The following is a 13,170-nucleotide window of genomic DNA, read 5'->3' as shown; positions in this document are numbered from 1 at the left end:
TCGAATGGTGCCGCTTGGCTGCCCCAGCTTCGGAGGACGTTCCGATGGTCCGCAGAGAGCGATCTCTTTCAGCCATTGCTGTCGCCCTGGTCTGCTTCGCCGGTTCCCTCTCCGCGCAGACGGGGGATGGCACCGGGATCGCGGACGTGCCGCAGATCGTGCCTGGTCCGGACGTCGTCACCGGCGCTCTCGCAGACGGTCTGCAGGACCTCTGGACGTTCAATGTTCCCGCTTCGGAAATTCCCGCGCTCTTTTCCGCGACGGTCGAGGGGCTCAGGGACACCGGCGGCGCGCTCGGGATCATCGCGATCGAGCGCAATGAAGCCGGAGAGGTGACGCGACGACAGGATGTCAGCATTGTCGGCCTCCGTCCGTTTTCGGACCCGACCGAACGCGTCGCACGGGTCGGCCCGCTCATTCTGGCGCCCGGAGACTACGTCCTCGGGGTCACCCCGCTCATCGTGGGCGAAGGCGCCTACGCGTTGCGCTTCACGTCGGAGACGCCTGCGCCGCTTGAAGATGGCGTCGATTCCCTGCCTTTCGGTCTGTGGCTGGGGTCGACCGGCACGGAGCTCGAATGCTTCCAGCTTCCGCCGGAACGGATCGACGTTTCGCTCCTCGGGCCGCCCCCGGCGGACCTGACTGTCTCGCTCCGCGATCGCGGGAACCGCGACCAAGAACGTGCGAGGATCGACGCGGGATGGCAGATCGGCAGTGTTGAAGGAACGATGCACGACCTCTGTCTGTCTGGCCGCGATGGCACGGTCTGGGTGGCCAGGATCGCCGCTGCCGCGACGCCCGAGCGGGATTCCGAACCGAACGGCACTCCCGAAACCGCGATTCCGCTCTCGGCCGATGAGGTGCGCACGGCACGCATCGATCCGCGCGGGTCCGCCCGCGACATCGACGTCTACCGGATTCTCGGAAGTTCGGACACGCGCAGCCTGCGCATGACCGCCAGCGACGGAGGCGCGATCGCCTACGAGTTGCTGTCCCTCGACGGTGAGAGGCTGAAGTCCGGCGAAGGGGGAGCGGAATTCGAGATCGCTCCCTACCTGAGAGAAGATGATCTTCTGCTGTCCGTGACGGGCGATCCGGAGACGGAGTACGAGGTCGAAGTCCTCTCCGCCTTCGCCCCGTCCGACGGCGAGGACGTGGAGCCCAACGATACGATCACCTCGGCGACACCTTGGTCGCCGGGTCGCCCTGTACGTGGGCTGCTCTCGCAGGACGACATCGACGTCTTCCGCCTCGATCTCGACCAGCCGGCACAACTCTGGCGCCTTCAGGCCGAGGGTGGCGGTATCACGCGCCTGCGCGTCTATGACGCGGCCGGCGATCTCATTGCCGAGCGTCGCGCCGACGCCAGAACGCCGCTGCGGATATCTGGGCTCTACATGATACCCGGCCGCTACAGCGTGCAGATCGAGGGGGAGGGTCCCTACACCCTGCGGCTCTTGCCGCTGGGTCCCCGGCGCGACGACACCGAACTGGAGCCCAACGAGGAGGCGCAGGAGCTGAAGGTCGGCCAGGCCCTGCGCGGCCAGCTCGATCCGGCCGACATCGACCGTTTCCGCTTCACCGTGCATGCATCGGAATGGCTGCGGCTGAGGGTTTCGCCGCCTCTGGGCGAAAGGATTTCCATCTACATGTTGGCCGAGGGCGGAGAGGTCGTTCGCCACTTCGTGACCGGTGGGACGTCGTCGATGGACTACACCCGCGAATTCTGGGCGGGTGACTACGAGATCGAGATCAAGACGGCCGGCGGAAACTCCGGGCTCGACGACTACACCATCTCCCTTGAGCCGGCGGATCTCCCGTTTGGACCGGCCGTCGACCGGGAGCCGAACGACTATCCCCATTCGGCCGAGGATTGGCCCGAGGACGGGCGCCTCGCCGGACGGGTCGGCGCCGTGCAGCAGGACAGGGACGGATACCGCCTGAGTGACGTCGCCTCCGGCGCCGATCTCAGGTTCTGTGCTCTTCCGGAAGACATCTCGATCTCGGTCATCGGACCGGACGGCGCCGCCATTCGACGCGCCGTCGAGAGAACCGATGCCGGCCCCTGCGAGGTCTATCTGGTGAACGGGAGCGGCGACGTGGTTGTCTTCGTCGAGCAGAATTCGACCGGGGCCCGGACCGAACTTCCCAGCGACTACGATATCGTCCCGGGCGGCTCCGCCGTCGGCACGCGTGGCGCGACGCCCGCCGGGTCCGCCATCGCGGTGGCCTTGGCGGCTGCGCCGCCGACGCCGAGGTCCTTCCTTGCGGACTTCGCCCAGCATCTGCCGCTTCGAATAGAGGCCAGGGGCGTCGATCCGGCGGCAGGAGACGAGCTGTCGCTCGCCGCGTCCGAGCCTCGCTGGGCCATCGACCTGACCGGCAGCGCCACTGACGGGAACGGGACCACAACACTCACCGCCGAACTGGTCGCCGCGCCGGACCTTGATGAACGGGAGGTTCGCCTGCACCTTCGGCTCCGCATCGGCGATCGCGAGGGGGTGGTCTCTTTCTCCCTAACGCCCGATGCCGACTCCCCCGCCCGGATGCCCAGGCGTGCCTTTCCGGTACCGGAGGCGCTTCTTGGCGGCTTGAACATGGCGGCCGCGAGTCTCGGCGGGACGGTGACCGGACCGGATGGGAGCGATCTTGGTGGGAAGGACCCATCCGGAACCCGGCGGGCCGCAGCCCTGATCGACGGGCTTGCGATCGCCAGCAACGAATTCAGCTTCGACAAGGTATCGGACGAGGCCCTCTTCACGATTCAGCTCGGGGGGGACGCACCCGTGCCTCTGGCCGGCCTTCTTCTGACGCCACGCGCGGCCCCGGGCGGCAGCCGTACGCTGCGCGATTTCCGCGTGGAGGGCAGCGTGGACGGCGTTGCATTCAGGGAAGTCCTGCGGGCCACGCTTGGCGCAGAACCGGTGGAGCAGGCCTTCGTCTTCGACGCGATCGTGAGCGCGCGCGCGCTGCGGCTGATCCCCGAAACGAACTGGACCCACGATGGCAACGCCGAGGGGCCGATCCGTCTGGGTGAGTTCAAGGCCATCGCGACACCAGGGTGGATGCCACTCGGAGAGGCGGCATTCAATATCGCCGATCCGGCATTGGGCGGGCACGTCGCCTGGACCGATCCGGCCGGTGCGATCTCTCGTGACTGGGACCGCGATGTGCTTGTCGGCGGAGACACCAGGGCGAGCCGTGTGCGGGATACAGACAGCCTGAGCCTCGTCATCGGCTTTCATCACGCGCGCACCGCCCGCATCGCCGCCATCGACTGGACCCTGGCATCCTTGGACCTGCCCGATGACCGAGCGACGCCGGCGAGCCGGGTCGTCGTCTCCGCCAGCACCGAAGGGCCGCTCGGACCATGGACAGAAGTGGCCGCGTGGTCTCCTCCTCCTGATGCCCCGCCGGAGAGCCCGGCCCGTCTGGAGCTGGAAGAGCCGGTCTGGGCGCGCTACCTCCGGTTCGACATGTCCGCTCCCGGGTCCGTGGATTACCTTCGCTTGCCCGAACGTCTCGGCGTCTTCGAAGCGCCCGCTTCCGTGGATGCGCCATCGATCCTCGGCGAATGGGGCGAGTTCACGCAGGCGTCGGGCTTCGAGCGCCTGACCGCCCCCGAGCCGGCCGTCGTCCCGGCACCCGCAGGTGGCGCCACAGCCGAGACCGCGGTCGCGGCACGAACCGGTGTCTGGATCCCGTCGTCGGTCCAGCGCGGGGTCCGGTCCGACTGGTGGGCGATCGCCCCGTCGCCCGAGCGGAGGGAGCTTCAAGTGACGCTCGATACCGCGCGGCAGGGCGGCGCGCAGCCCGAGCTCATGGACGAGAACGGGAACGCGGCATACATCCGACATGCGAGCGATGCCGAAGCGGACGCGCGCGGCGTGGACGCGCCTCTTTTCCTCGCGGAGCTTGAAGGCGATACCGGTTACCGGCTCCACATCGAGGAACCCCTGCGCCCGATCATCGTGGTCTGGGACACCAGCGGATCGACCACGCCCTACAAGCCGTCAATGCAGCGGGCGCTTCGCGACATCGCGCTCAGGGCCGATCCGGACCGCGACCTGATCGGGTTCCTGCCCTTCGGGGGCGACCTGCTCGGAGACGGACTTCTCGGAGATCCGGAGCTGCTGATCCGGCGGCTCGGAACGGAGGTGCCGGGCGGCGACTCGAGCGCTGCGGAAACAGCGCTCGTCCGCTCCAGCGGATACCTCGCCCGACAGAACGGGGTGCGCGGCATGATCCTGATTACTGACGCCGCGACCGGACGCGACGAGGCGCTCTGGGACGCTCTCAACAGCGTTCGGCCCCGCATCGGCGCGCTGGCGATCCCGTCGACCGGCGCGTTCGGACCGGACCCGGACCGAGAGCGGGACCTAATGGAGACCTGGAGCCGGGTCAACGGAGGGTTCTACGACTATGTCTCGACACAGGCAGACTTCACCGAAGGCTTTGCCCGGGCAGTCGACCGAATGCGCGGCCCCAAGGCCTACAGAATGCGGGTCGGGTTCGGTCCAGCGGTCGCACAGCCTCCGGGCCGGTTGCGCGTGGTCGGCCCTTCTTCCGGGGACCGGCCGGCAGAGGAGGAAAGCGCCCTTCTCGTGCTGCTCGACACGTCGGGGTCGATGCTCCAGCAGCTCGACGGCCGCCGTCGCTATCGGATCGCGTTCGACGCCCTGGCGCAGCTCGGTGCAGCGGCGAACGCGCGCGGCATCCCGATGGGTCTCCGCCGCTTCGGGATCGAGCCCGGAACCTGCGACAGCGAGGTTCTCGCGCCCGTCGCCCCCGCCGACGGGCGCGCGATCGCGGGTCTCCTCGACGGGGTCGTCCCGCAGAACAACGCGCGGACGCCGCTTGGCCTGGCGCTGGACGCCGCCGCACAGGATCTTGCGTCAGCTTCGGGAAAACGCCGCATCGTGGTCCTGACGGACGGGGAGGAAACCTGCGGCGGCGATCCCGAGCGCGCCATACGCGCTTTGGCTGATGCCGGCATTGCGACGCGCATCGACATCGTCGGTTTCGCAATCGACAACGCGGACCTGTCGGCGACCTTCGAGGCGTGGGCAACGCTCGGCAATGGTATCTACACGAGCTCCCGCGATGCCGAAGGACTGGCCCGAGCGCTTCTCGACGTGACCGAACGGTCGTACCGAGCGCGCGCTTCCGATGGGACGACGCGCGCGGGCACGGTCGGGGGCGGAGCGATCACCCTCCCCGCGGGAAAGTATGAGCTCTTCGTCGACGGGCTGGCAGACCCGGTTCAGGTGGAAATCGAGCCCGACAGCGAAAGGCTCGTCGATCTGGCGCAATAAGGCCAGCCGGTCAGGTTTGCGCCGAAAGGGAGCCGACCATCGCGTCGATGGCGCGCTGACCATCGGGCTGACTTTCGAGCGCGCAGCCTTGAAGTTCCAGCGCGGTGCCGCCGCGGGACAACCAGATCTGGCGCAGCATCGACGGCCCCGACAGCTCCGGCCCGTTCTTGATCTGTGTTGCGGCGGGCATCCGGCGGATCACGCCGAAGCCCCTGAACGGGCCGATCTGAAGATCGGGCTCGGCATGGAGGATTTCGGTCCCGGTGATCTTGGTGAACGGATCGTTCAGGACGGCGTCGAGCGTGGTGTCGAGCGGGCGGTCATGGATCGTGAGATCGAGCCCCGCCTCGGGCGCACCGCTGACCGAGAGGACGTTCCAATCCTCCCCATCTCCGCAGGGGCGCTGCGGTCCATCGCGGACGATCCGCGGGAGCACCTGAACGCCGAAGATCCGCAAGGGGCCGTCGTAGCGCTGTCTGACGGTGGCCTTCCGGTCCGGCGGCACATCGAGGCTGAGCCCGGTTCCCGGGTGGGTCACACGCAGGACGCCCGGGGGCGGTGCCGCGGCGGGTTTGCCGCCGGAGGCGCGGGTTGCGGCGGCCATCGTCCCGGCAAAGGTCCCGGCGCTGTTCGAGGCGCGCCCCGAGATGGCTTGCCGCCACTGCTCGATCAGCCCCTTGGTCGCTTGCGGATCGTGTCACGGCGGAATTCTGATGAACTTGAAGCATACACCGATGAAGCGACAAAGCTCGGCGTGTTCGGCTCACCCACCTTCGTGGTCGGTGGCGAGGTGTTCCGGGGGAATGATCGCCTTCCCACAAAGCCCACGATCGCGGCGCCCACGCGGCACGGGCCGACATCTTCGCCCAGGTGAAGTTTTCCCACCAGAAGCGCGATTCGCCGCGCCGGTTGACAAGGTCCGGTACGCGAAGCTCTCGTTCCCCTTCATCCGCCTTCCCGTGCCGCCCATGTGACCGGCAGCGACAACAACAGCGCGACAAGGTCGGCCTGCCGTCGGGATCCCGTCTTGGCGAAAATGTTCCGCATGTGGAAGGCCACGGTGGTCGCCGAGATGTTCAGCTCGGCTGCGATCTCGTCCTTGCGAAGACCCGTCCCGACGCGACGCGCGACAGCGGCTTCCGCCGGTGTCAGGTCGAAGAGCTGTCGAAGCAACTCCTCGTCTATGGGGACGGGCTGGTCGGCCGTCGTGATAAGCAACATGGCCGAGGCAGACCCCTTCCGGTGATCCGTCGCCAGAACGCGCCCGACCAGATGATACCGCCTGTCGCCGGCGACAAGTGTCATGGCCGCGCTTCCCTTGGGTCGGCCTTCGGCGGAGCCGGGGAGTACCGCGATCATCCGCCTCAGGTCCCGCCCCTGTCCTCCCTTCGCCCAGATACGTCCCCTGAGGCACAGGCCTGCGGACGGGGCCAGAGCACGGGCCTGGTGATTGGCGTGAAGCACACGCATCTCGGGGTCGAGGAGGACCACCCCCATCCCCAGGCCGTCGAGTGCCGCGATGGCGGAGGGCCCTTCGTCCGCCCCGTTGGTTTGCAGGCGCCGGATCTGGTCCAGTCTCGATGCGATCGTCGCGCGCAGGAGGTCATAGTCGATCGGTTTGGTCACGTAGTCGTCCGCACCGGCGCGGCGCCCGTCGATGATCTGCTCGCGGGAGGACAGCGCGGTCAGGAACACGAAGGGGACGTCGGCACAGTCCGGTCGCTCGCGCCGCCATCGCTTGAGGAACGCGTGACCGTCGAGGCGCGGCATCACGATGTCGCACAGGATCAGGTCGGGCCGCTCGTCCACGAGGCATGCAAGGGCCTGCTCGCCGTCGCAGGCGGCGAGAACACGGTACCCCGCCTCCGACAGGTCGTCGGCGATGTCCCGGCGCAGGGCAGGTTCGTCCTCGATGCACAGGATGAGCGGAGCGCTCATCCCATTCCTGTTCCGCTGGGCAGCCAGAGACGCGCCGCAAGACCACCGCCCTCGCGCGCCTCCAGCTCCACATCCCCTCCCTGAAGCCGGGCGAGGTGACGCGCGAGCGGGAGACCGAGGCCCGAACCGGGGCGGTCGTGATGCGCTGGCCCGCGCACGAAGCTCTCGAAAACACGGTCCATCTCGTCGCGGGCGAGGCCCGGACCGCGATCCTCGACGAGACAGGCGGGTCGGTTCCCCGAGGTGGTGAAGCGCACGTCCACGATCGTCTCGGCGGGCGAGTAGCCGAGCGCGTTCGACATGAGGTTGAGCAGAACCTGCGCCGTCAGCTCGGCGTCGCAGAACGCCGTCACCTGACGGTCGGGCCGATGCAGCCTGACGCGGGACAGGGCGCCGGAACCGAGGCCCGTGGCGCACAGGTCGTCGAAGGCCAGCGTCGCGACCTCGTGCAGATCATTTGCTGCCGAGGAGGGGACGACCGCAGATCGATCGAGCCGCGCCATCAGAAGCACCGTGTCCGTCAGGTTTGTCAGCCGCCGTACGGCGTCACGGACCTGGCGCGAGCGCTCCAGAACCATGTCCGTCGTCGGCGTCTGCCCCGGTCGAGTCAAGCGGTGCATCGCACTGTCGATGACCGCGAGCGGCGTTCTGAACTGGTGCGCCACCACGCCGGCGAAGGTGCGGTAGCGCTCGCTCGCGGCGCGTTCGTCCTGCAGGTCCTGCTCGAGGCGGGCGGCGCGCACCCGGTCGACCTCCACCCGCATCAGTCGACGTTCCCGGTCGAGAAGCACAAGGGCGAGCCCGGACCCAGCCAGCATGGCCCCCAGCACCGCCGCGAGGGCCACGCGGTGCATGAGCCGCTGGCGGTCGAGACGTTCCGACTGGATCGTCCATTCGTGGGCCATGACGCGGCTTGCCGTGCGGCCCAGAAGATCGATCAGATCGTCCGTCAGCGCGGCCAGAACGGCCCGGTCACCACCGGCCAGCGGATCCTGCGCAAGCAGGCGCTGGCGGATCCCGATCAGGGGCTCGTCCAGTCCGGCATCGGTCAGGTAACGCAGCTGCGGGCCGTCGTTCAGAAGATTGAGCCGCGAAATCAAGAGGTCGAAGCGCAGGGGAACCGTGTCGGTCGCGCCGATTGTATCGAGCGCCAGCTTCAGCCGCAACGCGTCCGCCTGTGTCTGCCCCACGATCCAGACCATGTTCTCTGTCGCGGCGATCCGCATCTGCTGCTCGAGCACGAGGAGCCGCTGCGCCGCGAAGACCAGCAGCCCGAGACACAGCAGGATCAGGGAGACAAGTGCCGCGCGCCTTCCCTGCGCCAGGGGCCGCGCGGCTCTCTCGCGGACCACGCTCGCGACCATCAGCGCACCTCGATCTCGATCAGTTGCCAGACCCACCGCATGTCGTAGCGGATGTCGGCCAGTTCCGCGTGATCGTCACGCGGATACACGATCCAGATCGGGCCCTTGTCGCGCGGGGTCAGTTCCACGCCATCCATGTAGAGCGCGGCGAGAACGTCGAAGCGGTGGAAGTCGCCGACCGGAATGTCGATCTCGTAGTCGTTGAGCGCCCGAGCGACGACGGTCTCGCCTTCGGCGCCCGAGCGTTCGAGAATGTCGCGCATCAGGATGCCCCGGAAGGTCCGAACCCCGTCGGTGACGCTCGTCGTGGTGCCCATCTCCTGCCAGTCCAGGCGCTCGAGGTCCGAGCGCGTCCATTGAACCGATCCACCCTCGACCGCGCCGGTCAAGGTGAGCACGACATCGTCGGACGCGACTGCCGACCAGCCCGTCAGGCCGAAAGTTGCCATTGCAATCAAAAGGAGCTGTCGGTGCATCATGTTTTCCTTCATCTGTCGCCCCCGGGCGAAGGATCACCCCGGTGATGCGGACAAGGCAAGTGCGCTCGGCCCGGCAGTCCGCGTACCGTCCCTCACGACCTCTCAGCTTCCCGAACTTGCCGTCACCCTACAGCGCACGCCCCGTTCGTTTGAACGGGGCGGCCGGCGTGAATCCGGTCAAGAGTGCCTCAGGCGTCGCAGGGAAGGCCCTTGTTCGAAATGGATGCTGCCCGGGGAATGTTCAGTGTGTGCGGGGGAGTGTTGCCTCGGCATTCCTCCCTGTCGCGGCGGGGCTCGGGCCCAACCGCGGCGTTGATCGCGCTGACCGTCGCGACATCGCCGGTCGCCGAACCGGCGGCCGGCGTCTTCGACGGTTACGATTGTGCGGCACCTGTCAGCGACCAGCGTGTCATCCTTCTCGACGGCGAAATCCACTACTACGAAACCTCATGTCGGCTCGAGGCGCCCGAACCCGTGGCTGGCATGGGAGACGCCGTACTTTACTGGGCGGATTGCGCTGGAGAGGGCCAGATCTGGCGGGAACGCGCGCTGCTGATGACCCGAATGGGCGGCGACCTCATCGTCGTGGGCGACGGCTGGGCCGAGCGCTATGCGCGTTGCCCCGGACTGGATGCCGAACAGGAAGCCCGCCGCCAGTGAAGGAGCCACGCCGTTGAAACCGCGCCCGACTGCGACCAGCATTCTTGCCGGCTCGATTCTTGGCTCGTCTGCCGTGGCCCAGGACGTCTCGGTCCTCGTCATCGAAGCTTCGGGGGCGATGTGGAACAGCATGGAAGGGAACGTAAGCCGGATCGAGGTCGCGCGCGGGGAGATGGCCGACGACCTCGCCGCGCGGGACGCTGCGACGCCGCTCGCCGTTCGGGCTTGCGGCCATCGCCGTCGCGGTGACTGCGGCGACATAGAGGTCGTCGCGCCCACGGGCCTTCAGGACCGCAAGGCGCTTGCCGATCGCATTGGCACCCTGAACCCGCTGGCCGAAAAGGCGACAGTGGGCACCGAGCTGCAGGTCGAGTGGACGAGGCCGGACGCGGAAGGCGACGGCATCGCGCTTGCGCCTCCCGAAGCTGGACCCGACGGGTCGGTCGAACGGACCCTCACCCGCTGGGGCAGTCCCGCGACGCTGCGGCTCCCGGACGAGACGGGCGCTTACGAACTGCGCTACGTCCAGGCGGACCCGCTGCGGATCCTGGCTGCTCGCCCGCTTGCGCTCGTGGCCGGCGCGGCCGCAATCGAAGACCCGGGCATGGTGGTGCCGTCCGAGCGGTTCGAGGTCGTCTGGAGTGGACCCGCCGGCCAGGGGGACGAGATCGTCCTCGCGGAGCCGGACATGGCGGATGACGAACGCATCACGGCGACCCAGACCCGCTGGGGATCGCCCTCCCGGCTGAAGGCCCCCGACACGCCCGGGCGGTACGAGCTCCGCTATCGGGTCCGCGCCTCGGGCCGGATCCTGACCAGACAATCCGTCATCGTGGGAGAACCCGAATGAAGAAGGTCGTCCAGATCCTTTGCCTGCTCGCGCTGGTCCCCGCGTGCGTCCCCACCGGACCTGCTTCTCAAGGCGGAGCGGCGACCCGGGGCTCGGCCGAGGCGATCATCTTCGCGCCGGTGGTCACCGACCGCGGCGGCTACTGCGTGGTGGGGTTCACGGTCACTTACCCCGAGGGAGTCACGCCCCACAAGCGCAGCATCCGCATCCGCGAACATGCGCTCGAAAACACCATCGCCTATGACCTGCCGATCCCGCCGCTCGGTGCGCCGAGGCAGTTCTCCAGTGCGGGGGGCATGGTCACCTTCGGCACTCTCGGCGAAGCGACGATCGACGGGTGCCGACCGGAGCTTACCCGCCGAAGCCTCGTCGTCGGTCAGTGCGTCGAGGGCGATTGTCCACCGGTGCGCATCGCGACGGGAACCGTCGACGCCCGTCTGGGCCTGACGGCGCGGGCCGATTGAGGTGAGATCGCAATGCCCTCGCCCAGCATGATCCGATCCCTCGCAGGCCTTGGGCTGCTGGTGTCTGCCCTCGCGCCTCCCGCGGCGGCGGTGGAGCCGATGGGCGAGATCACCGCGAACTTCGGCGGCGAAAGCCTCCGCTGGGAGACCCTGCGGCGCGAGTCTGCGGCGGGGTCCACGGCAACGGTCCAGTTGAGCGCGGCCGGTCCGATAACGATGCTGAACATCCATGCCATGGGAGACGGGGACATCGGCATCCAGATCCTCTACTTCGCCGCAATGTCGCATGACCGCCCGCCGGACGGCATCACGCTCGAATTGACGCGTGCAGACGGACGCTGGAGCTCGAAGGACGCACCGCGGCGCGCGGAAATCCGCTTCGACATCCTCGACACCGAAACGGGCGACGGACGCGCCGAAGGCAGCTTTTCGGCAGTCTTGTGCAGGATTTCCGAAGGCGAGCCAGAGAACTGCCGGGACATCGAGGGACGCGTCGCCACAGATCTGGGGATCGGCGAATGAACATGGCCAGCGTGTTCAACCAGCCCCTTCGCGTCGCCAGCGCCAGCGAGCGCCACCTCGAGATCGAGAACCGACCGATCCTGCAATCGGCAATCCTCGCGGGCGTGATGCTCCTGTTCGTGGCCGGCGGCATCGGTGCGATCGTCGACGGGGCGATCGGAACGGGCCTCATCGCGCTCGGGCTGATGGCGATCTTCTACCGGTACGCCCTGCCGCAGGTGGTGCGGCTGACCCAACTCCGCCTCGACCGCTCGAACGGCACGATCCACCTGCGTGTCCGCGGCCTGCATGACCGCGCCGAGGAGAGACTTGCGCTCACCGATCTGGCGCGGGCCGAGGTGCAGACGCGTTACGGTCAGTCCGGCGGCAGGGCAGAGCCACAGGTGGTGCTCGTCCTGCGCGACGGGACGGGCCTGCGCCGGTTGCCGCTCGACATCTATCGCGCCGACCCCGAGGACGCGCTGCGCATCGCCGGCGCAATCAACGCGTGGCTGGGCGTTTCGGAACAGGAGAGCGAAACATGAGCGTCGTCGCACGCACCCCCGACCGGCTCGAGATGGAAATCGGCCTGCCGCGGTTCATTCTGTGGTTCATGCTGACGCCCCTGATCCCGCTCGGCCTCATCGGCTTCTTCAACCTGCTCTCGGGCAGCTTCATGACCGCCTTCGTGCTTATCCTCGGGGTGGGCGGGGCCTTCGTCCTCGGCACGCTCTACATCGGCGAGCGCACGCTGCTGACGCTGGACGCCGCGTCGAACCTCGTCCGGATCGAGCGCGTCTCCCGCTTTGGCCGCACGGAGAGCGAACACCCGCTCGACGCTCTCGACAGCGCCGAGACGGAAACCTCGCGCGGAGGAGCGGATCGGCGCGCCTCTCACAAGCCGCTCCTCGTGTTCCGCCACACGCGACCGGCAACCCGCATCCCGCTCACGCGATGGGGGGTATCGGGCGACGGGCCGGGCGGCATCGCCGACGAGATCAACGACTGGCTGACGCAGGTACGGGACCGCGCGGAGTCGCGGCCGGGATGACCGATCAGGAAAGGAAGGACCATTCGATGCTGAGACCGATGCTTGCTGCCCTCGTACTGACGGCGTTCCCGCATCTGGCGGGCGCCACGGAAACCATCGGTACGATAACGGCGACTGTCGACGGGGTCGAGCGCGAATGGCAGACCATCCGCCAAAGCAATTCCGACGGCACCGATGCCTCGGCGCGGGTCTACGACCTCGGGCCGATGAGCACTGTCGAGATACAGGGTATGGGCGAGGGTACGCTGGTGATGGAGGTGGCGGTCGTCGGCGACCTCGCGCCAGGCGCCATGGGAGAGGTCCAGATCGCACTGTTTCCCAAGGGCGAGGGCTTCATGGGCGCCCGATGGACGAGCGAGGATGCGGGGGTGGCGCCGGTTCTGACCTTCGACACGCTCATGCTCGACGGAACCGGCGGCGAAGCCACTGGCACGTTCGCCGGACGTCTCTGTCGGGCGGAAGGCTTCGAGGACGTCGACACCAGCGACTGCCGCGAGATTTCCGGCCGGTTCGAGACGGAACTCCTCGTCGTGGAGGAATGAGCGGCC

At 68.0% G+C, this 13,170-nt stretch carries 12 protein-coding genes; 8 read left to right on the top strand and 4 right to left on the bottom strand.

Annotated elements, in window-relative coordinates:
• Nucleotides 1-44: 44 nt before the first annotated feature.
• Nucleotides 45-5,315 carry a vWA domain-containing protein gene (locus tag ACRDNQ_RS01935; protein ID WP_431826938.1) on the top strand — a complete coding sequence of 1,757 codons (5,271 nt, stop codon included), beginning with the start codon at nucleotides 45-47 and terminating at the stop codon, nucleotides 5,313-5,315.
• A 10-nt stretch (nucleotides 5,316-5,325) separates the two neighbouring features.
• On the opposite strand, the gene ACRDNQ_RS01930 is transcribed toward ACRDNQ_RS01935, so the two are convergent.
• The 4 genes from ACRDNQ_RS01930 to ACRDNQ_RS01915 all read right to left on the bottom strand — a co-directional run bounded on the left by ACRDNQ_RS01930 (nucleotide 5,326) and on the right by ACRDNQ_RS01915 (nucleotide 9,066).
• Nucleotides 5,326-5,919 (bottom strand): hypothetical protein, encoded by a 594-nt coding sequence (locus ACRDNQ_RS01930; protein WP_431826937.1) that lies wholly within the window; start codon nucleotides 5,917-5,919, stop codon nucleotides 5,326-5,328.
• Nucleotides 5,920-6,260: 341 nt separating this feature from the next.
• Nucleotides 6,261-7,253 carry a response regulator gene (locus tag ACRDNQ_RS01925; protein WP_431826936.1) on the bottom strand — a complete coding sequence of 331 codons (993 nt, stop codon included), beginning with the start codon at nucleotides 7,251-7,253 and terminating at the stop codon, nucleotides 6,261-6,263.
• The gene (locus ACRDNQ_RS01920; RefSeq protein ID WP_431826935.1) at nucleotides 7,250-8,617 is read right to left on the bottom strand and encodes a sensor histidine kinase; all 1,368 of its coding nucleotides are present in this window, start codon (nucleotides 8,615-8,617) and stop codon (nucleotides 7,250-7,252) included. The genes ACRDNQ_RS01925 and ACRDNQ_RS01920 overlap by 4 nt, the downstream gene beginning before the upstream one ends.
• The gene (locus ACRDNQ_RS01915; RefSeq protein WP_431826934.1) at nucleotides 8,617-9,066 is read right to left on the bottom strand and encodes a putative pterin-binding protein; all 450 of its coding nucleotides are present in this window, start codon (nucleotides 9,064-9,066) and stop codon (nucleotides 8,617-8,619) included. The genes ACRDNQ_RS01920 and ACRDNQ_RS01915 overlap by 1 nt, the downstream gene beginning before the upstream one ends.
• A gap of 342 nt (nucleotides 9,067-9,408) precedes the next feature.
• On the opposite strand from ACRDNQ_RS01915, the gene ACRDNQ_RS01910 reads away from it, so the two are divergent.
• From ACRDNQ_RS01910 to ACRDNQ_RS01880, 7 genes are read left to right on the top strand one after another with little or no spacing between them, the layout of a single operon-like run.
• The gene (locus ACRDNQ_RS01910; protein ID WP_431826933.1) at nucleotides 9,409-9,756 is read left to right on the top strand and encodes a hypothetical protein; all 348 of its coding nucleotides are present in this window, start codon (nucleotides 9,409-9,411) and stop codon (nucleotides 9,754-9,756) included.
• Nucleotides 9,757-9,769: 13 nt separating this feature from the next.
• Nucleotides 9,770-10,606 (top strand): hypothetical protein, encoded by an 837-nt coding sequence (locus ACRDNQ_RS01905; protein ID WP_431826932.1) that lies wholly within the window; start codon nucleotides 9,770-9,772, stop codon nucleotides 10,604-10,606.
• Entirely contained in the window at nucleotides 10,603-11,070 is a 468-nt protein-coding gene (locus ACRDNQ_RS01900) for a hypothetical protein (protein ID WP_431826931.1), read from the top strand. Before ACRDNQ_RS01905 ends, ACRDNQ_RS01900 begins: the two co-directional genes overlap by 4 nt.
• 27 nt (nucleotides 11,071-11,097) lie before the next feature.
• Entirely contained in the window at nucleotides 11,098-11,592 is a 495-nt protein-coding gene (locus ACRDNQ_RS01895; RefSeq protein ID WP_431826930.1) for a hypothetical protein, read from the top strand.
• On the top strand, nucleotides 11,589-12,116 hold the full coding sequence (locus ACRDNQ_RS01890) for a hypothetical protein (protein WP_431826929.1): 528 nt from the start codon (nucleotides 11,589-11,591) through the stop codon (nucleotides 12,114-12,116). Before ACRDNQ_RS01895 ends, ACRDNQ_RS01890 begins: the two co-directional genes overlap by 4 nt.
• Nucleotides 12,113-12,622 carry a hypothetical protein gene (locus ACRDNQ_RS01885; RefSeq protein ID WP_431826928.1) on the top strand — a complete coding sequence of 170 codons (510 nt, stop codon included), beginning with the start codon at nucleotides 12,113-12,115 and terminating at the stop codon, nucleotides 12,620-12,622. The genes ACRDNQ_RS01890 and ACRDNQ_RS01885 overlap by 4 nt, the downstream gene beginning before the upstream one ends.
• 26 nt (nucleotides 12,623-12,648) lie before the next feature.
• Nucleotides 12,649-13,164 (top strand): hypothetical protein, encoded by a 516-nt coding sequence (locus tag ACRDNQ_RS01880; RefSeq protein ID WP_431826927.1) that lies wholly within the window; start codon nucleotides 12,649-12,651, stop codon nucleotides 13,162-13,164.
• Nucleotides 13,165-13,170: the final 6 nt, after the last annotated feature.

It is taken from the genome of Saliniferula longa, from assembly GCF_050789285.1.
Taxonomy (GTDB): Bacteria; Pseudomonadota; Alphaproteobacteria; order Rhodobacterales; family Rhodobacteraceae; genus CAVPWP01.
This window is presented reverse-complemented; position numbering and strand designations above follow the sequence as displayed.

What these genes read in the sequence shown, in the direction of transcription:
- ACRDNQ_RS01935 (WP_431826938.1), top strand. Translation starts at nt 45, where the DNA reads ATGGTCCGCAGAGAGCGATCTCTTTCAGCCATTGCTGTCGCCCTGGTC.
- ACRDNQ_RS01930 (WP_431826937.1), bottom strand. Translation starts at nt 5,919, where the DNA reads ATGGCCGCCGCAACCCGCGCCTCCGGCGGCAAACCCGCCGCGGCACCG.
- ACRDNQ_RS01925 (WP_431826936.1), bottom strand. Translation starts at nt 7,253, where the DNA reads ATGAGCGCTCCGCTCATCCTGTGCATCGAGGACGAACCTGCCCTGCGC.
- ACRDNQ_RS01920 (WP_431826935.1), bottom strand. Translation starts at nt 8,617, where the DNA reads ATGGTCGCGAGCGTGGTCCGCGAGAGAGCCGCGCGGCCCCTGGCGCAG.
- ACRDNQ_RS01915 (WP_431826934.1), bottom strand. Translation starts at nt 9,066, where the DNA reads ATGGCAACTTTCGGCCTGACGGGCTGGTCGGCAGTCGCGTCCGACGAT.
- ACRDNQ_RS01900 (WP_431826931.1), top strand. Translation starts at nt 10,603, where the DNA reads ATGAAGAAGGTCGTCCAGATCCTTTGCCTGCTCGCGCTGGTCCCCGCG.
- ACRDNQ_RS01895 (WP_431826930.1), top strand. Translation starts at nt 11,098, where the DNA reads ATGATCCGATCCCTCGCAGGCCTTGGGCTGCTGGTGTCTGCCCTCGCG.
- ACRDNQ_RS01890 (WP_431826929.1), top strand. Translation starts at nt 11,589, where the DNA reads ATGAACATGGCCAGCGTGTTCAACCAGCCCCTTCGCGTCGCCAGCGCC.
- ACRDNQ_RS01885 (WP_431826928.1), top strand. Translation starts at nt 12,113, where the DNA reads ATGAGCGTCGTCGCACGCACCCCCGACCGGCTCGAGATGGAAATCGGC.
- ACRDNQ_RS01880 (WP_431826927.1), top strand. Translation starts at nt 12,649, where the DNA reads ATGCTGAGACCGATGCTTGCTGCCCTCGTACTGACGGCGTTCCCGCAT.